General features: G+C 69.5%; 20 protein-coding genes. 7 read left to right on the forward strand and 13 right to left on the reverse strand.

What is annotated here, in order from left to right; genetic code table 11:
* Window positions 1–120: 120 nt before the first annotated feature.
* Window positions 121–591 (forward strand): 2,4'-dihydroxyacetophenone dioxygenase family protein, encoded by a 471-nt coding sequence (locus tag AC1MGR_RS18565; RefSeq protein WP_480234834.1) that lies wholly within the window; start codon window positions 121–123, stop codon window positions 589–591.
* 390 nt (window positions 592–981) lie between these two features.
* On the forward strand, window positions 982–2235 hold the full coding sequence (locus AC1MGR_RS18570; RefSeq protein WP_480232509.1) for an MFS transporter: 1254 nt from the start codon (window positions 982–984) through the stop codon (window positions 2233–2235).
* A 78-nt stretch (window positions 2236–2313) separates the two neighbouring features.
* On the opposite strand, the gene AC1MGR_RS18575 is transcribed toward AC1MGR_RS18570, so the two are convergent.
* From AC1MGR_RS18575 to dusB, 4 genes are read right to left on the reverse strand one after another with little or no spacing between them, the layout of a single operon-like run.
* Window positions 2314–2925 (reverse strand): DUF6886 family protein, encoded by a 612-nt coding sequence (locus AC1MGR_RS18575; protein ID WP_480232510.1) that lies wholly within the window; start codon window positions 2923–2925, stop codon window positions 2314–2316.
* Window positions 2922–4385, reverse strand: coding sequence for a nitrogen regulation protein NR(I) (gene ntrC / locus AC1MGR_RS18580; RefSeq protein ID WP_108034376.1), 1464 nt, complete (start codon window positions 4383–4385; stop codon window positions 2922–2924). The genes AC1MGR_RS18575 and ntrC overlap by 4 nt, the downstream gene beginning before the upstream one ends.
* A 9-nt stretch (window positions 4386–4394) precedes the next feature.
* Window positions 4395–5549, reverse strand: coding sequence for a two-component system sensor histidine kinase NtrB (locus AC1MGR_RS18585; RefSeq protein WP_480232511.1), 1155 nt, complete (start codon window positions 5547–5549; stop codon window positions 4395–4397).
* Entirely contained in the window at window positions 5546–6598 is a 1053-nt protein-coding gene (gene dusB, locus AC1MGR_RS18590; protein ID WP_480232512.1) for a tRNA dihydrouridine synthase DusB, read from the reverse strand. Before dusB ends, AC1MGR_RS18585 begins: the two co-directional genes overlap by 4 nt.
* A 182-nt stretch (window positions 6599–6780) precedes the next feature.
* On the opposite strand from dusB, the gene AC1MGR_RS18595 reads away from it, so the two are divergent.
* From AC1MGR_RS18595 to AC1MGR_RS18605, 3 genes are all read left to right on the forward strand, one after another.
* On the forward strand, window positions 6781–8076 hold the full coding sequence (locus AC1MGR_RS18595; protein ID WP_108034374.1) for a bifunctional 2-C-methyl-D-erythritol 4-phosphate cytidylyltransferase/2-C-methyl-D-erythritol 2,4-cyclodiphosphate synthase: 1296 nt from the start codon (window positions 6781–6783) through the stop codon (window positions 8074–8076).
* Window positions 8073–8576 carry a CinA family protein gene (locus AC1MGR_RS18600; RefSeq protein ID WP_480232513.1) on the forward strand — a complete coding sequence of 168 codons (504 nt, stop codon included), beginning with the start codon at window positions 8073–8075 and terminating at the stop codon, window positions 8574–8576. The genes AC1MGR_RS18595 and AC1MGR_RS18600 overlap by 4 nt, the downstream gene beginning before the upstream one ends.
* A gap of 274 nt (window positions 8577–8850) precedes the next feature.
* Window positions 8851–10671 (forward strand): ABC transporter ATP-binding protein, encoded by a 1821-nt coding sequence (locus tag AC1MGR_RS18605; protein WP_480232514.1) that lies wholly within the window; start codon window positions 8851–8853, stop codon window positions 10669–10671.
* Here the strand turns inward: AC1MGR_RS18605 and AC1MGR_RS18610 are convergent.
* The 9 genes from AC1MGR_RS18610 to AC1MGR_RS18650 form a co-directional block, all read right to left on the reverse strand.
* Window positions 10656–11111 carry a type II toxin-antitoxin system RatA family toxin gene (locus AC1MGR_RS18610; RefSeq protein WP_108034371.1) on the reverse strand — a complete coding sequence of 152 codons (456 nt, stop codon included), beginning with the start codon at window positions 11109–11111 and terminating at the stop codon, window positions 10656–10658. The two genes, AC1MGR_RS18605 and AC1MGR_RS18610, sit on opposite strands and share 16 nt — an antisense overlap.
* A gap of 7 nt (window positions 11112–11118) precedes the next feature.
* The gene (lipA, locus tag AC1MGR_RS18615) at window positions 11119–12081 is read right to left on the reverse strand and encodes a lipoyl synthase (protein ID WP_480232515.1); all 963 of its coding nucleotides are present in this window, start codon (window positions 12079–12081) and stop codon (window positions 11119–11121) included.
* A gap of 130 nt (window positions 12082–12211) precedes the next feature.
* A complete protein-coding gene (locus tag AC1MGR_RS18620) occupies window positions 12212–12496 on the reverse strand; it encodes a GlsB/YeaQ/YmgE family stress response membrane protein (protein WP_480232516.1) in 285 nt (94 codons plus the stop codon).
* Between the two features lie 132 nt (window positions 12497–12628).
* Window positions 12629–14068: a dihydrolipoyl dehydrogenase gene (lpdA, locus tag AC1MGR_RS18625; protein ID WP_480232517.1), complete on the reverse strand. Its 1440-nt coding sequence runs from the start codon at window positions 14066–14068 to the stop codon at window positions 12629–12631.
* An 86-nt stretch (window positions 14069–14154) separates the two neighbouring features.
* On the reverse strand, window positions 14155–15615 hold the full coding sequence (locus AC1MGR_RS18630; RefSeq protein WP_480232518.1) for a pyruvate dehydrogenase complex dihydrolipoamide acetyltransferase: 1461 nt from the start codon (window positions 15613–15615) through the stop codon (window positions 14155–14157).
* 46 nt (window positions 15616–15661) lie between these two features.
* Window positions 15662–15943, reverse strand: coding sequence for a DUF5076 domain-containing protein (locus AC1MGR_RS18635; RefSeq protein WP_108034469.1), 282 nt, complete (start codon window positions 15941–15943; stop codon window positions 15662–15664).
* 59 nt (window positions 15944–16002) lie between these two features.
* Window positions 16003–17445 carry a pyruvate dehydrogenase complex E1 component subunit beta gene (locus AC1MGR_RS18640; RefSeq protein ID WP_108034366.1) on the reverse strand — a complete coding sequence of 481 codons (1443 nt, stop codon included), beginning with the start codon at window positions 17443–17445 and terminating at the stop codon, window positions 16003–16005.
* 99 nt (window positions 17446–17544) lie between these two features.
* Window positions 17545–18639: a pyruvate dehydrogenase (acetyl-transferring) E1 component subunit alpha gene (pdhA, locus tag AC1MGR_RS18645; protein WP_480232519.1), complete on the reverse strand. Its 1095-nt coding sequence runs from the start codon at window positions 18637–18639 to the stop codon at window positions 17545–17547.
* A gap of 142 nt (window positions 18640–18781) precedes the next feature.
* A complete protein-coding gene (locus AC1MGR_RS18650) occupies window positions 18782–19093 on the reverse strand; it encodes an FtsB family cell division protein (protein WP_055953008.1) in 312 nt (103 codons plus the stop codon).
* A gap of 95 nt (window positions 19094–19188) precedes the next feature.
* On the opposite strand from AC1MGR_RS18650, the gene AC1MGR_RS18655 reads away from it, so the two are divergent.
* Window positions 19189–20076 (forward strand): LysR substrate-binding domain-containing protein, encoded by an 888-nt coding sequence (locus AC1MGR_RS18655; protein WP_181259559.1) that lies wholly within the window; start codon window positions 19189–19191, stop codon window positions 20074–20076.
* A 106-nt stretch (window positions 20077–20182) separates the two neighbouring features.
* On the forward strand, window positions 20183–20635 hold the full coding sequence (gene mntR, locus AC1MGR_RS18660) for a manganese-binding transcriptional regulator MntR (protein ID WP_055953004.1): 453 nt from the start codon (window positions 20183–20185) through the stop codon (window positions 20633–20635).
* Window positions 20636–20642: the final 7 nt, after the last annotated feature.

A 20642-nucleotide genomic window follows, 5' to 3' on the forward strand; every position in this document is an offset into this window, starting at 1 on the left:
CCAATCAATCCGGAGTTCAGGATGACCGTTCTCGATCAGGTCCGGCCGCAGGTCGCGATGATGGAAAAGCCCCGGCTGGATACCAGCAAGGTCGCGTTTCAGCTGCCCCAGCCCGCCGGCATGCTGGACGACATCTTCATCGGGGGCGCCCTCGATCTCGACACCGACGAGCGTCACTGGATTCCCCAGTCGGACGACGTCGCGTTCAAGCCCCTCGTCCTCAGCGTCAGTCAGGGCTACTACGTCAACATCCTGCGCGTCCGCTCCTCCGGCATCCTGTCCCGCCATCGGCACAATGGCCCGGTGCATGCCCTGACGCTGCGCGGCAAGTGGCACTACCTCGAGCATGACTGGGTGGCGACCGCCGGGGACTACGCGTTCGAGCCGCCGGGAGAGACCCACACGCTGGTGGTTCCCGAGGACGTGACAGAGATGGCGACGCTCTTCCACGTCACCGGCGGCTACGTCTACGTCGATCCCTACGGCAAACCGATGGGCTACGAGGACGTCTTCACCAAGCTCGAAAACGTTCGTCAGCACTACGAGCGGATCGGCCTTGGAGCCGCCTACGCCGATCACTTCCTGCGCTGAGTGTTCTGCCGAGCCGCCGTCGGCGAACCCCGGGACCGCCCTCGGATTTTTCGCGATGGTCGGCACGCGCGGGAGGAAGGGTTCGCCCTTGTCCTTCAAGCCTAGCGGGTAGCGGGCGTAAGGGTTTCCGCGCCGCTTTCCATGCGATCCGCCCTGCCGTCGGTATGCGATCCGTCTGCCCCCAGGAGCACGCCAACCGGAGTCGATGCTTGCATCGGCTGCGGTAAAGCTTCGGGGATAGGAAGCTAAAGAAGAAATCACGCAAGAATTACAAAATAAAAATCCATTGGAGGGAAAGCCATGCACTCAGCAGCTCTCGATCTAGACCATGAGATGGCTGGTCGGATCTCAGCGAAGCCGGCAGCCGTCTACGCGAAGATTACGTGGAGATTGGTTCCGGTCCTGTTCATCTGCTACGTCCTTGCATATCTGGACCGGATCAACGTCGGCTTCGCGCAGCTGCAGATGAAATCCGACCTTGGGTTCAGCGACGCCGTGTACGGGCTCGGAGCCGGGATCTTCTTCCTCGGATATTTCGCGTTCGAAGTGCCGAGCAACCTGCTCCTCGAACGGATCGGCGCCCGCAAGACGATCACCCGGATCATGGTCATCTGGGGCTTGGTTTCCGCCCTCATGGCCTTCGTCCACGCGCCCTGGGCCTTCTATGGCCTGCGTTTTCTCCTCGGCGTCTTCGAGGCAGGATTCTTTCCGGGGATCATCCTGTACTTCACCTACTGGTACCCTGGCGCATACCGGGCGCGCATCATCGCGATCTTCATGAGCGGCATCGCAGTGGCCGGGGCCCTAGGGGGCCCGATCTCCGGCTGGATCATGAACGACATGGCGGGGATCTGGGGCCTGAAGGGCTGGCAATGGATGTTCGTGCTCGAAGGCTTGCCCACCACATTGCTCGGTCTGGCGGTCTTTCTCTATCTTGACGACAAACCCGACCAGGCGAAGTGGCTGTCGTCCGATGAGAAGGCCCTGATCCGCGACAACCTCGCCCTCGAGCGGTCCGGCTTCCCTTCGGAGGCGCACGGCCTGCCGTCCTTCTTCTCCGCCTTCCGGGATCCCCGGGTCTATTTCCTGTCCTTCGCCTATTTCTGCTTCATCGCTGGGACCTACCTGATCACCTTCTGGCTGCCGACGATGATCAAGGAGATGGGTTACGGGAATCCGCTGCAGATCGGCCTTTTGGCCGCGATCCCCTACGGGATCACCGCCGGCGGCATGGTCGCCATCGGGGCCCACTCGGACCGGACCCTGGAGCGGCGCTGGCACCTCGCCCTGACGGCCTTCGGTTCGGCCCTGGCGCTGGTCGGCTTGATCTATTCGAACGGAAGCGTGGTGCTCTCCTTCGTCTTCATCACCTTGGCGGCCCTCGGCATCATCACCACGATGCCGTTGTTCTGGTCGATCCCCACCGGTTACATCAAAGGATCGGCCGCCGCCGGGGGCATCGCCCTGATCAACAGCCTGGGCTTGACCGGGGGTTTCGTCAGCCCGTTCGTCCTGGGCTCGATCAAGACGAGCACCGGAAGCCTGACCCTGGGTTTCTGGCTGATCGCCGCCGCGATGGCGGCCGGCGGGCTGGTCATCCTCCTCGCGGTGCGGCCGGAGATGTTGCGCGAGACGCACGTCTGAGCCCTTCCGAGCCAGGTACTTCGTCCAAGCCAGGTATTTCGTCCGAGCCAGGTGCTTCGTCCGCGCCAGGTATTTCGGTCATGACGCCGGCCCGGCCCCTGAGAGCGCGTGCGGCCTCGGGGGGCCGCCGGCCGGCGGCACCCAGTCCCGCGCATTGCGCAGGCGCAGACCGCTGGCCTGGAGCGTCGATCGCCAGACAGGCGCGAGGGGGGTGAGGCGCGGCAGGGCCCGGAGTTCCAGACCCTCCGTCACCATCGCCCCGGGCAGGTTCCAGAGTGTATCGAGACCGTAGGGAACGACCGCACGACGCGACACCCAGGCTCCGGGCTCGCCGACAACCTCGAAGGTCTCTGCTGGCATCCCGTATCGGTGAAGCGTCGCGGATCGGATCCGCTCGATCCAGGCTTCCTCCACATAGGCGACGGCGCGGCCCGTGACGTCGCCGAACCAGGTCCGCCGGTCCTCCGGCGTGGTTTCGGCCGTCGGCCAGATCACGATGCGGGGACAGTCGCGCGGGAAGAGGTAGAGTAGGCTGTGCGCGGCATCGATCGCCCAGACCAGGGGTCCGTTGAGCCAGGCACGCTCCGGCCCGCGGTCGATGGCCACCCGAACGGGACGCGGCACGAAGACCCGGATCGCCGGATCCTCGCTGAAGTGAAAAAGGGCTTCGGCTGGAGGGCGCGGGGTCACCGCGCGTTGCGGAAGACCTGCAGATCGAGGTCACGGACCTTCTTGCGCAGGGTATTGCGGTTGACGCCCAACAACTCGGCCGCCCGGATCTGGTTGCCGCGGGTGGCGGCCAGGGCCGCGCCGATGAGCGGTCCTTCGATCTCGCGGAGGATGCGGTGATACAGGCCCGGCGGCGGCAGCGTGTCGCGATAGCCGCCGAAATACTCGGCGAGGTGACGCTCCACCGCCCCCGACAGGGTTTCGGCCTCGCCGCTCGGCTTCCGGGTGCCGGCGGGGCCGTTCGGCTGGTTCTGGGCCAGCGGCAGGGTGTCCAGCTCGGCCTCGATCACCGGCCCGGTGATCGTCTCTTGCGGATAGAGCGCCGCGAGGCGCCGGACGAGGTTCTCCAGCTCGCGGACGTTGCCGGGCCAGCGATAGCGCTTCAGGCGCTCCATCGCCTCGCCGTCGAGCTGCTTGCGGCTCAGGCCTTCGCGCTCGACCAGGATGAAGAAGTGGCGAATGAGGTCGGGAACGTCCTCCGAGCGCTCGCGCAGGGCCGGCAGGCGCAGAGGCACCACGTTCAGGCGGAAGAACAGGTCCTCGCGGAAGATGCCCTGCTGGATCGAGACCCGCAGGTCCTTGTTCGTGGCCGCGATGATGCGGACGTTGGTCTTGATCGGCACCCGGCCGCCGACGGTGGTGTACTCGCCCTGCTGCAGCACGCGCAGGAGGCGCGTCTGCGCCTCCATCGGCATGTCGCCGATCTCGTCCAGGAACAGCGTGCCGCCCTCGGCCTGCTCGAAGCGCCCGGCCGAGCGCGACAGCGCGCCGGTGAAGGCTCCCTTCTCGTGGCCGAACAGCTCGGATTCGATGAGGTCGCGCGGGATGGCGGCCATGTTCACCGGAACGAACGGGCCGGTCCGGCGCCGGCCGTAATCGTGCAGGGCCCGGGCGACGAGTTCCTTGCCGGTGCCGGATTCGCCGGTGATCATCACGGTGAGATCGGTGGGCATCAGCCGGGCCAAAGCCCGGTAGATCTCCTGCATGGCGGGCGAGCGCCCGACGAGCGGGATGTCCTCGTTACCCGGGTCTGTCCCGGCGGGCGCCGTGCCGCGCGGGCGGGAGAGGGCGCGCCCGACGATGGCGATCAGCTCCTTCAGGTCGAAGGGCTTGGGCAGGTACTCGTAGGCGCCCCGCTCGGACGCGCGGATCGCCGTCATGAAGGTGTTCTGCGCGCTCATGACGATGATCGGCAGCTCCGGCCGCACGCGCTTGATGCGCGGCAGCAGGTCGAAGACGTTCTCGTCCGGCATCACCACGTCGGTGATGACGAGGTCGCCCGCCCCCTCGGCGACCCAGCGCCAGAGGGTGGCGCAGTTACCGGTCGAGCGGACCTCGTACCCGGCCCGCGACAGGGCCTGGTTGAGGACTGTGCGGATGGCGGCGTCGTCATCCGCGACGATGATGTGTCCGTTGGGCATGACGCGACTCTACAGCTCCGCGGACGATTCGCGCCCGTCGCGGGCGCTCGACATGGGGAGAAGAAGGCGGAAGGTGGTTCGGCGGGGGACTGGATCGCACTCGACGATCCCGCCATGGTCGCCGATGATCTTGGCGACCAATGCAAGTCCGAGGCCGGAGCCCTGCGCCTTCGTGGTGACGAAGGGGTCGAAGAGGTCGGGCAGCAGGTCCGCCGAGACGCCCGGACCGTTGTCCCGCACCGCGACCTCGATCGGCAGGCTGACGCGCTCGCGCGAGCCCGGCACCTGCAGGCGCAGGCCGGTGCGGAAGGCCGTCGAAAGGGTGATCTCGCCGTCGACCGCATCGGCGCCGATGGCCTCCGAGGCGTTCTTCACGAGGTTGAGGATCACCTGCACGAGCTGGTCGCGGTTGCCCAGCACCGGCGGCAGGGAGGGGTCGTAGGTCTCGACGAAGCGGATATGGCGGGCGAACCCCGATTGCGCGGAGCGCTTCACCTGATCGAGTACGCCGTGCACGTTGACCGAGCCGCGCTCCACCGGGCGCTCGTCCCCGAACAGCTCCATGCGCTCGACGATGCGGACGATCCGGTCGGATTCGTCGCAGATCAGCCGGGTCAGGAGGCGGTCGTCCTCGTTGCCCGACTGCTCGAGCAGCTGAGCCGCGCCGCGGATGCCCGCAAGCGGGTTCTTGATCTCGTGGGCCAGCATGGCGCCCAGCGCCACCATGGAGCGGGCGGCTCCCCGGTGGGTGAGCTGGCGGTTCATCTTGTCGGCGATGGTCCGTTCCTGGAGCATCAGGACCACGGCCTCCTCGTCGTCGCCCAGCGGCGTCGCGAAGACGTCGACGCTGCGCTCCAGCCCGGAGCGCGGCTGCACCAGCTCGACGCCGTACTCGCTGACGCTGGCCCGGCGCCGCCGCACCTCCGCGACCAGGGCGATGATCGGCGAGGCGAAGGGGATGATGTCCGAGAGGCGCCGCCGCTGCATCAGCCGGGCGGAATGGTCGAAGAAGGTCTCGCCGGCATGGTTGACGTGGAGGATGTGGTCGTCCGCCCCGACCGTCAGGACCGGCAGCGGCAGGGCGTTGATCACCGCCTCGTTGGTGGGGATGGCGTCGGGTCGCTGCGCGCCGCCGCGGCCCGATACCGGCTTGTCCGAACTCATGCGGCCTCCCCGATGGCGTGCGGCAGCGTCGCTCCGGTCTCCGCGCCGAAGGCACGGGCCAGCAGCGTGGCTGCGATCGCCGGGTCCGTGGTGGTGAGGAGGCGCATCCGGTCCTCGCCGGAAAGTCCGCCGCCGGCCTCCGCGTAGGCCGCCAGGTGCTTCCGGGCGTGGCGCACGCCCATGCGCAGCCCATACAGGGCGAGGAGGCCCTGGTAGTGCTCCACCGCCAGGGCGGCCATCTCGGCGCCGGACAGAACGGGCGCGGGCCGGCCCGCGAGGCCGGCCGCGAGGGCCCCGACGAGCCAGGGCCGCCCCACCGCCGCCCGCCCGACCATCAGGCCGGCGGCGCCTGAGCGCGCGAGGCAGCTTTGCGCCTCGGCGAGGGTGGCGATGTCGCCGTTGGCGATGACGGGGATCGCCACCGCCTCGACCACGGCGCGGATCGCGCCCCAATCGGCCCGGTCCTTGTAGAATTGCTGTCGGGTGCGGCCGTGTACCGTCACGGCGTTCAGCCCGAGCCCCTCGGCCCGGCGCGCCAGCTCCGGCGCGTTGAGGTTGGCGTGGTCCCAGCCGAGGCGCATCTTGACCGTGACGGGGACCCGTACGGCCCCACGCACCGCGGCGAGGATGCGGGTCGCACCCTCGATGTCGCGCATCAGCGCCGAGCCCGAGGCGACCCCCGTCACGACCTTGGCCGGGCAGCCCATGTTGATGTCGATCACGTCGGCGCCGTTCGCCTCGGCGATGCGAGCCGCCTCCGCCATCGGCTCGGGCGCGCACCCGGCGAGCTGCACGATGTGGGGATCGACGCCGCTGCCCTCCGCCCGCAGCTGGGCCTCCTGATCGCCGCGGGCGAGCTCGGCGGCGGCCACCATCTCGGAGACGACGGCACTCGCCCCGAGGCGTCGCGCGATGCGCCGGACATGTAGATCGGTGACGCCCGACAGCGGTGCCAGGAGGACCGGAACGGGCCGCACACCCCCGCGGGCCGCAGGACCACCCTCGGTCTCCGCCACGCGGAGAAAGCTCAAATAATCATCAGCGTACATTGTGCTCAACAAATAGACAAAACGGCTCGCCGCGCAAGCGATTCCACGGATTTGATTTCAGCTTCTCCCGCGCTTAAACGACAGACCGCCCATCGATGGGTCGCCAGGGCCTTCGCATCGCGGACGCGCGGTGACCGGCCGGTGCGCAGATCCTCACACGCCCGAAGCGCGGGAGCATACGCATGTCCGGCACCGCGTGGAATGCGGCAGCGGTGGTCGTCGCCGCCGGCCGCGGTATCCGCATCGGGGGCGATACCCCGAAGCAGTACCGCCGCGTCGGCGGCCAGGCCGTGCTGACCCGGACCCTGGCGGCCCTCGCGGCCCATCCGGGCATCGCCCGCATCCAGCCCGTGATCGCACCGGACGCGGCCGATTTCTACCGCGCCTGCCTCGACGACCTCGACGCCGCCACCCGGGACAAGCTGGCCGAGCCCGTGCCCGGTGGCGCGACCCGCCAGCAATCCGTCCGCGCCGGGCTCGAGGCCCTGGACGGCGCCGGCGCACCGGACCTCGTCCTCGTCCACGACGCCGCGCGGCCGCACGTGGACGTGGCCCTCATCGAGCGCGCCTTGGTGGCCGGGCGTGATCACCGTGCCGCCGTGCCGGGCATCGCCGTCACCGACACCATCAAGGTGGTGGAGGACCTCGGCGACGGCACCGGCCGGGTCCGCGAGACGCCCCGGCGCGAGGGCCTTCGCGCGGTGCAGACACCCCAATCTTTCGCCTACGGCCCCCTCCGCGACGCCCATCGCCGCGCGGCCGAGGCGGATCTCCACGCCTTCACCGACGACGGAGCCCTGGCCGAGTGGGCCGGATTGGCCGTCGTCGTCTTCGAGGGCGACCCGCGCAACCGCAAGATCACCCAGCCGGCCGACCTGATCGAGGCCGATCGCGGCTTCTCCGGCCAACATCCCACAGCCCTGAACGAGGCCCATTCCATGACCACCTACGTCACCCGCCTCGGCACCGGCTTCGACGTCCACGCCTTCACGGACGGCGACCACGTCTGGCTCGGCGGCGTGAAGATCCCGGCCGACCGGGGCGTCCTCGCCCATTCGGACGGCGACGTCGCCCTCCACGCCCTCACCGATGCCTTGCTCGGCGCGATCGCCGACGGCGATATCGGCACCCATTTCCCGCCGAGCGACGAGCAATGGCGCGGTGCCTCGTCCGATCGCTTCCTCGCCCATGCGGTGGAGCTTGTGCGGGCGCGCGGCGGCAAGATCGATCACTTGGACATCACCGTCCTGGCCGAGGCCCCCCGTATCGGCGCCCATCGCGAGGCCATCCGGTCTCGCATCGCCGAGATCGCCGGGGTGCCGCTGACGTCCGTCTCGATCAAGGCGACCACCACCGAGAAGCTCGGCTTCGTCGGCCGCGCCGAGGGCCTGGCGGCGCAGGCCGCCGCCACGGTCCGGCTGCCCGAAGTGACGGCCGCGCTCGACGCCACCGACGAGACGGCCGAGCGCCGCTCGTGATCGACGACCCCGCCCTGCTGGCCCGGGCGGAGGCACTCGTCGCCGCCTATGCGGCGGCGGGGCTGACAGTCGCCACGGCCGAATCCTGCACCGGCGGTCTCGTCGCCGGGCTGCTCACCGCGATCCCGGGCTCCTCCGCCGTGATGGAGCGTGGCTTCGTCACCTACTCGAACGCAGCCAAATCCGAGAGCATCGGCGTCCCAGCCGACTTGATCGCCGCCCACGGCGCGGTGAGTGCGCCCGTGGCCCGCGCCATGGCCGATGGCGCCCTGGCGCATGCCCGCGCCCGCGTCGCCGTCGCGATCACCGGCATCGCCGGGCCCGGCGGCGGCAGCGCCGACAAGCCGGTCGGTCTCGTGCATTTCGGTCTCGCCGCCACGGGCCGCGCCGTGCGCCACCTGGAGCGTCGTTACGGCGACCTCGGCCGGACCGAAATCCGTCGGCAGGCGGTGGGCGACGCCCTCAGTCTCCTCGAATCGGTCCTCGCCCCGACGTCTTGAAACCGACACGCGTGCCTGACAGGGTACGGCCCATGGTGCTCACGCGCCGCGTTCGCCCGCGAACCCAGTCCGCGTTTCCATGGGGAGGCTGCATGAGATCGGTATCGTTCGCCGCCCCGGCCCGCCTGCGCCCCCCGCGCCTGCCGGTCTGACGTCGCCGCGCGCCTGAGCGCGCCACCGCGTCCTCGTCCCACCCTCATCCTTCTTCGGCCGGTCGCTGCGGCGCCCATGCCGTTCACGGAGTCGGCGCGTATTCCGCGCCGTGATCGCGTCCATGATTCTCGACCGCCTGAAAGGCGCGGAGGCCTATCGGGCCGTCCTCGCGTTCCTCGTCCGTCAGTGGCGCAGCAGGATCCGCCTCCTCGGCGGCGTCGTCGCGGCCATCGTCGGCTCGACCCTGGCCGACGTGTTCCTGCCCCTGTTCGCCGGCCGGCTGGTCGACGCGCTCTCCGCCGCGGACCGCCTGGCGGCGCGCTGGGACGCGCTGACGGCGTTCTCGGCCATGGCCGGTCTCGGGCTGGTCACCCTGGGGCTGCGCCACGTTGCCTGGGCCCTGGTGGTGCCGTTGACCCTCTCGACCATGCAGGCGGTGGCGCAGGCGGGCTTCCACCGGGTCCAGCGCCTGTCCACAGACTGGCACGCCAACAGCTTCTCGGGCTCGACCGTGCGCAAGGTCTCGCGCGGGATGTGGGCCCTCGAAGGACTGAACGACACGCTGCTGCTGGAACTGCTGCCGGCCATCGTGGTCCTGGTCGGCACCATGATCCTGCTCGGGCTGCAATGGCCCGTGATGGGGCTGGTGGTCGGTCTCGGCGCGCTGATCTATCTCGGCATCGTCGTAGCCCTGGCGACCCGCGTCATCGCGCCGGCGGCCCAGATCTCCAACGTCTGGGACTCGCGGCTCGGCGGGGCCTTGAGCGATGCCGTCGGGGCCAATGCGGTGGTGAAGGCCTTCGGCGCCGAGGCCCGCGAGGATGCGCGCCTCGCCCGCCTCCTCCGCAGGTGGAACCGGCGGACGCACCGCACCTGGATGCGGATCACCTGGAGCATCACGGCGCAGTTCGCGCTGCTCCTCCTGCTGCGAACGGCGATCGTCGGCACGGCCCTGTGGCTCTGGTGGACGGGGGCGGCGACTCCCGGCGACGTGGCCTATGTGCTCACCACCTACTTCGTGGTGCACGGCTACCTGCGGGACATCGGCGGTCACATCAACCGGGTGCAGCGGGGCGTCAACGAGATGGAGGAACTCGTGGCTCTGGAAGCCGAACCCTACGGCGTCGCCGACCGGCCGGGGGCCACGGCGCTCGTCGCGGCGGGCGGTGAGCTGCGTTTCGAGCACGTCACCTTCCACTACGCCGGACACGCGACGCCGCTCTACCGCGACCTCTCGGTGCACATCCCGGGCGGGCAGCGGGTTGGGCTCGTCGGCCGTTCGGGCTCCGGCAAGACGACGTTCGTCAAGCTGGTGCAGCGCCTCTACGACGTCACCGGCGGCCGCGTCACGATCGACGGGCGTGACGTCGCCGGCGTGACGCAGGCGTCCCTGCGCGCCCACATCGCCATCGTCCCGCAGGAGCCGATCCTGTTCCACCGGTCGCTGGCCGAGAACATCGCCTATGCCCGCCCCGGCGCCTCCGCGGACGCGATCGCGCACGCTGCCCGCCTCGCCAACGCGCACGACTTCATCGCCCGCCTGCCCAAGGGCTACGCCACCCTCGTGGGCGAGCGCGGCGTCAAGCTCTCGGGCGGCGAGCGCCAGCGGGTGGCGCTGGCCCGCGCCTTCCTGGCCGACGCGCCGATCCTCATCCTCGACGAGGCCACCTCCAGCCTCGACTCGGAGTCGGAGGCGCTGATCCAGGAGGCCATGGAGCGGCTGATGCGCGGGCGCACGGCCATCGTGATCGCGCACCGGCTCTCCACGGTGCGGTCCCTCGACCGGATCCTCGTCTTCGACGGCGGCCGCATCGTCGAGGACGGCAGCCACGACGATCTGCTCAGCCAGCCGGAGGGACGCTACCGCGCCCTGTTCGAGCGCCAGGCCGGCGTGGGGTTTGCGGCGGATGTCGGTGCAGGCGCCGTTCAGGCCGCGCCGTAGACCCGGTTCGCCCGCGCCTCGAAGGCGTCGGTGAACTTGCGAAAGGCGCGGTCGAACATCGTGCCCATGAGCATCCCGAGCGTCCGGCTCTTGAACTCGTAGGTGATGAAGAAGTCGACCGTGCAGCCGCCGCCCTCGGCCTCCTTGAAGGCCCAGCGGTTCTCGAGGTGGCGGAACGGGCCGTCGATGTACTCGGCCACGATGCGCAGGTTCTGCGGATCGAGGGTGACCCGCGTGGTGAAGCGCTCGCGGATCGCCTTGTAGCCGACGCCCATCTCGGCCACGAGCACCTCCGTGCCGTCCGCGCCCGGCTGGCGCCGGAGCACGCGCAGGGATTCGCAGAGGGGCAGGAAGTCCGGATAGCGCTCCACGTCGGCCACGAGGTCGTACATCTGGCGCGGCGAATGGCGCACCGCGCGGTTGATCCGGAATGAAGGCATCGAGACTCTAGGCGTTGGCGATGCGGGCGAGACGGGCCGCCTTCAGCTTTGCGAAATCCTCTCCGGCGTGATGGGAGGAGCGGGTCAGGGGCGTCGCCGAGACGAGGAGGAAGCCCTTGGTGTAGGCGGTGGTCTCCAGGCCCTTGAACTCGTCCGGGGGCACGAAGCGCACCACCTCGTGGTGCTTCTTGGTCGGCTGCAGGTACTGGCCGATGGTGAGGAAGTCGACATCCGCCGAGCGCAGGTCGTCCATGAGCTGGACCACCTCGTTCCGCTCCTCGCCGAGGCCGACCATGATGCCGGACTTGGTGAAGATGGTCGGGTCGAGCTCCTTCACCCGCTGGAGCAGGCGCACCGAGTGGAAGTAGCGCGCGCCGGGGCGGACCGTCAGGTAGTTGCCCGGCACGGTCTCCATGTTGTGGTTGAACACGTCGGGCCGGGCCGCGACCACGACCTCGAGGGCGCTGGGTTTCCGCAGGAAGTCCGGCGTCAGCACCTCGATGGTGGTGGCGGGGCTGCGCGCGCGGATCGCCCGGATGGTCCGGGCGAAATGCTCGGCGCCGCCGTCGGCGAGATCGTCGCGATCCACCGAGGTGATGACCACGTGGTGCAGGCCGAGCTTGGCCACGGAATCCGCCACCTTGTCGGGCTCGCCGGCGTCGAGGCCTTCCGGCAGGCCGGTGCGCACGTTGCAGAAGGCGCAGGCCCGCGTGCAGGTGTCGCCCATGATCATGAAGGTGGCGTGCTTCTTCTCCCAGCACTCACCGATATTCGGGCAGCCGGCCTCCTCGCAGACCGTGACGAGGCCGTGCTCGTGGACGATTCTGCGCGTGTCCTCCCAGCCCTTGGAGCCGGGCGCCTTCACGCGGATCCAGTCGGGCTTGCGCTGGATCGGCTTGTCGGGCCGGTGCGCCTTCTCGGGGTGGCGCGGGCGCTGATCGTTGCGAAGGAGGTCGAGGACGACGGCCATGACAATCCACGGGATTCGCCCGCGAGACGCCGGCGCGTGCCCAGGACTTAAGGCGTGACGCCCCCGATCGCAAACCCGCCGCGGCGGAACGGCGCGACAGGGGCCCGCGTTCGTCAGCCCCGCTGTCGGCTCAGTACCGGCGTCCAGCCACGGCCCGGTAGATCGTGATGATGAGGATCGCGCCGACCGTCGCCGAGATCAGGTTGCGCCAGAACCCGAAGATCGGGATGTGCAGCTTGTGGGCGAGGTAGTTGCCGAGCAGGCCGCCGAGAATGCCCATCACGATGTTGGCGATCAGACCCATGTTCGCCGCGGTGAAGCGCTCGGCGAGCCATCCCGCCAACGCCCCGATGACGATTGCCATGAGCAGGCCGACGCCGGGCTGACCCAGGGCGCCGTAGACATGTCCATCCATCGCGCGTCTTCCTTCGTGAGACATCCGATCCGGCTGGCGCGCGCTCAGGTGTCACTCCGGCCGGCGGGTTTCAAGCCTGGCGCTCGGCAGCCCCGAACATCGCCACCTGCCCATCGCGGTCGGGATACCCGATCAGGTGTGGATCACCTTCCCGTACGCATCCAGCACGCTCTCGTGCATCATCTCGCTGAGCGTCGGGTGCGGGAAGACCGTGTGCATCAGGTCTTCCTCGGTGGTCTCCAGGTTCATGGCGACGACGTAGCCCTGGATCAGCTCGGTGACTTCGGCGCCGACCATGTGGGCGCCCAGCAGCTGCCCGGTCTTGGCGTCGAAGACGGTCTTCACCAGGCCGTCCGGCTCGCCCAGCGCGATGGCCTTGCCGTTGCCCGCGAAGGGGAAGCGGCCGACCTTCACGGCGAAGCCCTGCTCCTTGGCCTTGGCCTCGGTGAGGCCCACCGATGCGATCTGCGGCTGGCAATAGGTGCAGCCGGGGATCTTGGCCTTGTCCATGGCGTGGGTGTGCAGGCCCTTGATCGTCTCGACGCAGAGCACGCCCTCGTGCTCGGCCTTGTGGGCGAGCATGGGCGGGCCGGCGACGTCGCCGATGGCGTAGACGCCCGGCACGTTGGTGCGGCCGAGGCCGTCGGTGACGACGATGCCGCGCTCGATGGTGACGCCGAGCTTGTCGAGGCCGATGCCCTCGATGTTGCCGACGACGCCCACCGCCGAGATCAGCTTCTCCGCCGTCAGCTGCTGGGACTTGCCGTCCCCCGTCTCGATCGTCGCCGTGACGGCATCGGCGGATTTCTCCACCTTCGTTACCTTGGCACCGGTGAGGATCTTGATGCCCTGCTTCTCGAAGCGCTTGCGGGCGAGGCCGGCGATCTCGGCATCCTCCACGGGCAGAATCTGCGGCAGCAGCTCGATCACCGTGACCTCGGCGCCCATGGTGCGGTAGAACGAGGCGAACTCGATGCCGATGGCGCCCGATCCCATGACCAGCAGGCTCTTGGGCATCGTCTCCGGCACCATGGCCTCGTAGTAGGTCCAGATCTGCTTCTTGTCGGGCTCGATGCCGGGGATCGCGCGGGGCCGCGCGCCGGTGGCGACGATGATGTGCTTGGCGGAATAGGAGCCCGCTGCCAGGGCGCCCTTCGGGGCCGGGGCACGGGTGGTCTCCTTCACGATGACCTGGCCCGGCTGGTTGCCCTTGGCGGCCGCCGTGATGGTGGCCTCGCCCCAGATCACGTCGACCTTGTTCTTCTTCAGCAGCATGCCGACGCCGCCGTTGAGCCGGGTCGAGACCCCGCGCGAGCGCTTGACGATGGCGGCCGTATCGAAGCCGACCTTCTCGGCCGACAGGCCGTAATCGGAGGCGTGCTGCATGTAGTGGTAGATCTCGGCCGAGCGCAGCAGCGCCTTGGTGGGGATGCAGCCCCAGTTCAGGCAGATGCCGCCGAGGTGCTCCCGGTCCACCACCGCCGTCTTGAACCCGAGCTGCGCCGCCCGGATCGCCGCCACGTAGCCCCCGGGGCCGGCGCCGATGATGAGGATGTCATAGGTGTCGGCCATGTGAGGGCTCCTGCTGCCCTCCTGACGTTGCGGAGGGGCCGGGGGGTGGGACGTGCCGGGCTCGGGGTCGGGTCAGTGCGACCCGATCACACCAGCATCCCCATCGGGTTCTCGATCAGTGCCTTGAACGCCGAGATCAGCTCGGCGCCCAGCGCCCCGTCGAGGACGCGGTGGTCGCAGGACAGGGTGGTGGTCATCACCTGCGCGACGGCGGGGGCACCGTCGCGCACGACGAGGCGCTTCTCGCCGGCACCCACGGCTAGGATCGAGGATTGCGGCGGGTTGATCACCGCCGTGAAGTGCTTGATGCCGAACATGCCGAGGTTGGAGACCGAGGTGACGCCGCCCTGGTACTCTTCGGGCTTCAACTTCTTGGCCCGGGCCCGGGCGGCGAAGTCCTTCATCTCGTTGGAGATGGCGGAAAGCGTCTTCTGGTCGGCCCGACGGATCACCGGCGTGTACAGGCCGCCGTCGATGGCCACTGCGACTCCGACCTCGGCGTTGTCGAAGCGCAGGATCCGGTCCTCGGCCCAGACCGCGTTGGCCGTCGGCACCCGCATCAGGGCAAGGCCCATCGCCTTGATGACGAAGTCGTTCACCGAGAGCTTGAACAGCGGTTTGCCGTCCTTGGTCTTGCCGGCGCTCGTGTTGAGCTGCTCGCGCAGGGCCATGAGCGCGTCGAGCTCGCAATCCACCGTGAGGTAGAAGTGCGGCGCCACCTGCATCGCCTCGGTGAGGCGCTTGGCGATGGTCTTGCGCATGCCGTCGAGGGGCACCTCTTCGTAGGTGCCCTTCGGATAGAACCCGCGCACCTGATCCGCGGTGAGGCCGGCGGGCGCCGCCGCCTTGGCGGGGGCCGGCGCGGCCGGCGCGGGCGCCGCCTGCGGGGCCTCGGCGGGCTTCGGCGCGGCGGCCGGGGCCGCCTTGCCGGTGCCGGCGGCGAGGGCCGCCCGGACGTCGCGCTCGATCACCCGGCCGCGGGGGCCGGAGCCCGTCACCGCCGCGAGGTCGACGCCCTCCTGCTTGGCGATGCGGCGAGCCAGCGGCGAGGCGAAGACGCGCCCGCCCTCTGCGGAGGGCGCGGCGCCAGCGTCCGCGCCTTCGCCCTTGCCACCCGCGGGCTTCGCGCCGTCTGGGGCTTCGTTGACGCGGGCGTAGGACATCGTTCCGCCCCCCGGCGTGGCGTTCTCGGCGGATGCGTCCGCTTTCGGCGCCTCGGCCTTCGGAGATTCCGAGGTCGCTGCTTCGGCCTTCGGCGCACCGGAGGCCCCGCCGCCGGGGGCCTGGACGCTAGCCGGATCCTCGCCGTCCGCCGCGATGATGGCAATGAGGTCGTTCACCGGCACGTCGGCGGTGCCCTCGGCCACCAGGATCTTGGCGAGCACGCCCTCGTCGATGGCCTCGACCTCCATGGTCGCCTTGTCGGTCTCGATCTCGGCGAGCACGTCGCCGGACTTCACCGCATCTCCCTCCTTTTTCAGCCACTTGGCGAGGTTGCCCTTCTCCATCGTAGGCGACAGGGCGGGCATCAGGACGTTGATCGGCATGGGGGGAAATCCTGATCGTCAGCGGGCGGTGTCGGGGGAGCGGCGGTCAGTTCAGTCTCGGGGCGTCGGGGTCGAGGCTCTCGGCCTCGAAGCCGGCGCTGATGCGCGCGAAGGCGTCTTCTTCCGACATCTCGGTCTCCAGCGCGTAGACCCGCGCCGCCTGACGGGCGAGGTCGGCCAGGAGGCGGCCCCAGGTGGCCGGGTCGTCGAAGGAGCGCCGCAGGGCAATGCTCACGGCCCCGTCCACGACGCTGGCGCGAAGTACCTCGATGCCACCGTTCTCGATGGCATCCGGCGGGGCGGACAGTTCTTCGAATTTGTCGGTCATCATCTCGTCTCCGATCCCTCCCCGGGCCGGGGAGAGTGGGAGGTGAACGCGCATGGTCCTCAGCGGTAGCAGACCGCCTTCACGGCCTCGATCACCTCGGCGACGTTGGGCAGCGCCAGCTTCTCGAGATTGGCCGCGTAGGGCATCGGCACGTCCTTGCCGGTGACGCGCAGGACCGGGGCGTCGAGGTAGTCGAAGGCATCGACCATCAGGCGGGCCGAGATCTCGGCGCCGATGCCCGATTGCGGGAAGCCCTCCTCCACCGTGACGCAGCGGCCGGTCTTCTTCACCGATTCCACCACTGTGTCGGTGTCCATCGGGCGCAGGGTGCGCAGGTCGATCACTTCCGCCTCGATGCCCTCCTCGGCCAGCGCCTGCGCTGCCTTGAGGGCGTAGGTCATGCCGATGGAGAAGGACACGATGGTCACGTCCGTGCCGGGACGATGGATCCGCGCCTTGCCGATGGGCAGCACGAAGTCGTCGAGCTTCGGGACCGGGAAGGTCTGTCCGTAGAGGATCTCGTTCTCGAGGAAGATGATCGGGTTCGGGTCGCGGATCGCCGCCTTGAGCAGGCCCTTGGCGTCCGAGGCGGTGTAGGGCGCGATGACCTTGAGGCCGGGCACGTTGGAGTACCAGGCCGAGTAGTCGTGGCTGTGCTGGGCGCCGACGCGGGCGGCCGCGCCGTTGGGGCCGCGGAACACGATCGGGCACCCGAGCTGTCCGCCGGACATGTAGAGGGTCTTGGCCGCCGAGTTGATGATGTGGTCGATCGCCTGCATGGCGAAGTTGAAGGTCATGAACTCGACGATGGGGCGCAGGCCCGTGAAGGCCGCGCCGACGCCGATACCGGCGAAGCCGTGCTCGGTGATCGGGGTGTCGACCACCCGGCGGGCGCCGAACTCCTGCAGAAGTCCCTGGGTGATCTTGTAGGCGCCTTGATACTCGGCGACCTCCTCGCCCATCACGAAGACGGCGTCGTCCTTGCGCATCTCCTCGGCCATGGCGTCGCGCAGGGCCTCTCGGACGGTCATGGAGACCATCTCGGTGCCTTCGGGGAACTCCTCCATCACCGGCGCGGGCGCCTTGTTGGTGATGGTGGCCGGGGCCGCTGGAGCCTTCGGCGCGTCGTCGCCGGTCTTGGCGCTCGGGGCCGGCTTCTCGGCCTGGCCCTCGGCCTGCATGTCGGGGGCCGGGGCGGGCTGCGCGGAGGCCTCGGGCTTCGGCGCGCCGCCACCCGCGGACGCCGCCGAGACGTCCTCGCCCTCGGCGGCGATGATCGCGATCGGCGTGTTGACCTTCACGCCCTCGGTGCCCTCCTCGACGAGGATCTTGGCGAGCACACCCTCGTCGATGGCCTCGACCTCCATGGTCGCCTTGTCGGTCTCGATCTCGGCGAGCACGTCGCCGGATTTGACCGGATCGCCCGCCTTCTTCAGCCACTTCGAGAGCTTGCCCTCCTCCATGGTCGGGGAGAGGGCGGGCATCAGGATGTCGGTCGCCATGGAATACTCGTCGATCGAGGATGAGGCGGTCAGCCCGTCAGAGGCTGACCCGCGGCCGCGGGTGCGGCGTGCGGGCCAGCCTCCGGCGCAGGATGGAACTCAGGCGCGGGCTTCCAGCAGGATGTCGGTCCACAGCTCGGCCGGATCCGGCTCGGGATCGTGCGTGGCGAACTCGGCGGATTCGTTCACGGTCTCGCGCACCTTGGCGTCGGTGGCCTTCAGCTCGGCTTCGGGCACCCCGTGCATCTCGATCAGGCGCTTGCGCACCATCTCGATCGGGTCGTGCTCCTCGCGCATCTTCGAGACCTCGTCCTTGGTCCGGTACTTGGCCGGATCGGACATCGAGTGGCCGCGGTAGCGGTAGGTCTGCATCTCGAGGATGTAGGGACCCTCGCCCGAGCGGGCGTGCTGGATCGCCCGCGTCGCCGCCTCGCGCACGGTGCGGACGTCCATGCCGTCCACCTGCTCGCCGGGGATGCCGAAAGAGATGCCGCGCTTGGAGAAGTCGGTCTGCGCCGAGGCGCGGGCCACCGAGGTGCCCATGGCGTAGCGATTGTTCTCGATCACGTAGACCACGGGCAGCTTCCAGAGCTGCGCCATGTTGAAGCTCTCGTAGACCTGGCCCTGGTTAGCCGCACCATCGCCCATGTAGGTCAGGCTGACGTTGCCATTCTTCTTGTAGGCGTCGGCGAAGGCGAGCCCGGTGCCGAGGCTGACCTGCGCGCCGACGATACCGTGGCCGCCGAAGAACTGCTTCTCGCGGGAGAACATGTGCATCGAGCCGCCCTTGCCGCGGCTGTAGCCGCCGCGGCGCCCGGTGAGCTCGGCCATCACGCCCTTCGGGTCCATGCCGCAGGCGAGCATGTGGCCGTGGTCGCGGTATCCGGTAATGACCTGGTCGCCATCGATCGAGGCCATCTGCATGCCGATGACGACCGCTTCCTGGCCGATATAGAGGTGGCAGAAGCCGCCGATCAGGCCCATGCCGTAGAGCTGGCCGGCCTTCTCCTCGAAGCGCCGGATCAGCAGCATCTCGTGATAGGCGTGGAGGTCTTCCTCGCGGGTGAACTGCGGCGCGTTCGGGGCCGGCGCGTGGGTCTCTGCCGCGCCCGTGGGCTTCGCCCCATCGGATCGCTTCGCCCCCGTCCGGCGTGTGTCGGAGGCGGCTTGGCCTGCATCCTTCGCGGCATCCATCGGCAACTCCCCGGGACCATCTGTTCACCCGGGGTTCTAGGACACGCCCGGAGTGAAAGCGAGGCCGACGGCCCGACAGAACGGGGAAGTTGTCAGGTGCGAAGCGCCTGCGCGGGCGACGGGTTTCGCCCCCGGGGGTCGATCAGGGATCGATGATGACGACGTCGTTGGCGTGGACCCGGCCGAGCATGACGCGGGCGCGCTCCTCCAGGAGGTCGCGGTCGATCTGGTCGCTGCGCAGCAGGGCCACCCGGTGCTCCCAGATCGCCCGGTCCGCCTTGGCGGCGTTGAGCTCCTGATTCAGCGCCCGGGCCTGAACCTTGAGGGCACGCTTGGCTTCGAGGCCGCGGTTGCCGCTCTCGGCCTGATGCACGAAGAAGCCCACGACGAGGCCCGACACGGCGTAGAGGCCGAGGGGCATCAGAACAGCACGGACGCGACGACGGACCACCATGCCGGTACGATGCCCGCGCAGGGTTAAGGAAGTCCTGACACCCTGGGCGAAGAATACCCCGCGAAGAACACCCAGCGGAGGGAGCCGCGGACCCGATGATGCGCTTCGATCTGGTGGATCTCTCGTTGTTCCGGCACGTGGTGGAGGCGGGCTCGATCACCCACGGCGCGGCCCGGGCCAACCTGGCGCTGGCCGCCGCCTCAGTGCGCATCCGGGCCATGGAGGAGACGCTTGGAGCCGCGCTGCTGACCCGCGGGCGCCAGGGCGTGGCGCCGACGCCGGCGGGGCGGTCGCTCCTCGCCCACGCCCGCGGCCTCCTCGACCGCATCGACCGGATGCAGGAGGACTTGGCCGCCTTCTCGGGCGGCACGGTGGGACAGATCCGCCTAGTCTCGAACACCAACGCGCTGACGGAATTCCTGCCCGAGGTGCTCAGCGCCTTCCTGGCCCGGCAGACCGGCGTCAGCGTCGACATCGAGGAACGCACCTCGGACGAGATCGTCGGGCTGGTGGCCGAGGGCTCGGCCGATCTCGGGATCGTCGCCGGCACCGTCGATACCGGCGCCCTGGAGACCTATCCGTTCCGGCAGGACCGCTTCGTCATGGTGGCGTCCACCGGGCACCCCCTGGCGGCGCGCGCCTCCGTCGCCTTCGCGGAGGTGATCGAGCATCCCCTGGTCGGCCTCGACCGCACCAGCGCCCTCACCCGCTTCCTGGCGGACAAGGCCGCGCGTACCGGCCGGCCGCCGATGCGCCTCCGGGTGCAGCTGCGCAGCTTCGACGCGATCTGCCGGCTGGTCGCCTGCGACGTCGGCCTCGGCATCGTGCCCGAGACGACCGCGGCACGGGCCGCCCGCACCATGGCCCTCGCCATCGTGCCCCTCGAGGATGCCTGGGCGCTCCGCGACCTCACGATCTGCCTGCGCTCGCTGGCCGATCTGCCCCGGTTCACGCGGGATTTTGTGGCTCACCTGCGCGGATGAGGCGGCTTTCGGACCCCGGGGGCTCCCATCCGTGGCGCGGCTTCGGTACAAACCGGCTCGGGCTCCCGTTCGGGGGCACCATTGTTCGGGGGAGTTCGCCGGCCACATGCAGGATTCGACGTCCTCCGCGCCCGACACCTCCCTGGTCGATCCCGACGTCCACGTGGAGAGCTTCCGGCAGGCTCGCGAAGCGCGCCGGCTGGAACTCGTCGAGGATTACGTCGAGCTCATCGCCGACCTGATCGGTGATGGCGGCGAGGCGCGGCAGGTGGATATCGCCGCCCGCCTCGGGGTCGCCCAGCCAACCGTCGCCAAGATGCTGAAGCGCCTCGCCGAGGACGGCCTCGTGCAGCAGCGTCCGTACCGGGGCGTCTTCCTAACGGAGGCCGGACAGGCCCTGGCCGTGCAGAGCCGCGAGCGCCACCGCATCGTCGAGCAGTTCCTCTGCGCGCTCGGGGTCAGCCCCGAGATCGCCCGCCGCGACGCCGAGGGCATCGAGCATCACGTCAGCGCCGAGACCCTCGAAGCCTTCCGCCTGTTCACGGCCAGGTCCGCCTAGGATCGCG

The organism is Methylobacterium sp. BI1 (assembly GCF_056680125.1).

Excerpts from the sequence above, each read along its gene's own strand:
- AC1MGR_RS18565 (WP_480234834.1), top strand. The coding sequence starts at position 121 with ATGCTGGACGACATCTTCATCGGGGGCGCCCTCGATCTCGACACCGAC.
- ntrC (WP_108034376.1), bottom strand. The coding sequence starts at position 4,385 with ATGCCCAACGGACACATCATCGTCGCGGATGACGACGCCGCCATCCGC.
- AC1MGR_RS18585 (WP_480232511.1), bottom strand. The coding sequence starts at position 5,549 with ATGAGTTCGGACAAGCCGGTATCGGGCCGCGGCGGCGCGCAGCGACCC.
- dusB (WP_480232512.1), bottom strand. The coding sequence starts at position 6,598 with ATGTACGCTGATGATTATTTGAGCTTTCTCCGCGTGGCGGAGACCGAG.
- AC1MGR_RS18595 (WP_108034374.1), top strand. The coding sequence starts at position 6,781 with ATGTCCGGCACCGCGTGGAATGCGGCAGCGGTGGTCGTCGCCGCCGGC.
- AC1MGR_RS18605 (WP_480232514.1), top strand. The coding sequence starts at position 8,851 with ATGATTCTCGACCGCCTGAAAGGCGCGGAGGCCTATCGGGCCGTCCTC.
- AC1MGR_RS18610 (WP_108034371.1), bottom strand. The coding sequence starts at position 11,111 with ATGCCTTCATTCCGGATCAACCGCGCGGTGCGCCATTCGCCGCGCCAG.
- lipA (WP_480232515.1), bottom strand. The coding sequence starts at position 12,081 with ATGGCCGTCGTCCTCGACCTCCTTCGCAACGATCAGCGCCCGCGCCAC.
- AC1MGR_RS18620 (WP_480232516.1), bottom strand. The coding sequence starts at position 12,496 with ATGGATGGACATGTCTACGGCGCCCTGGGTCAGCCCGGCGTCGGCCTG.
- lpdA (WP_480232517.1), bottom strand. The coding sequence starts at position 14,068 with ATGGCCGACACCTATGACATCCTCATCATCGGCGCCGGCCCCGGGGGC.
- AC1MGR_RS18630 (WP_480232518.1), bottom strand. The coding sequence starts at position 15,615 with ATGCCGATCAACGTCCTGATGCCCGCCCTGTCGCCTACGATGGAGAAG.
- AC1MGR_RS18635 (WP_108034469.1), bottom strand. The coding sequence starts at position 15,943 with ATGACCGACAAATTCGAAGAACTGTCCGCCCCGCCGGATGCCATCGAG.
- AC1MGR_RS18640 (WP_108034366.1), bottom strand. The coding sequence starts at position 17,445 with ATGGCGACCGACATCCTGATGCCCGCCCTCTCCCCGACCATGGAGGAG.
- pdhA (WP_480232519.1), bottom strand. The coding sequence starts at position 18,639 with ATGGATGCCGCGAAGGATGCAGGCCAAGCCGCCTCCGACACACGCCGG.
- AC1MGR_RS18650 (WP_055953008.1), bottom strand. The coding sequence starts at position 19,093 with ATGGTGGTCCGTCGTCGCGTCCGTGCTGTTCTGATGCCCCTCGGCCTC.
- AC1MGR_RS18655 (WP_181259559.1), top strand. The coding sequence starts at position 19,189 with ATGATGCGCTTCGATCTGGTGGATCTCTCGTTGTTCCGGCACGTGGTG.
- mntR (WP_055953004.1), top strand. The coding sequence starts at position 20,183 with ATGCAGGATTCGACGTCCTCCGCGCCCGACACCTCCCTGGTCGATCCC.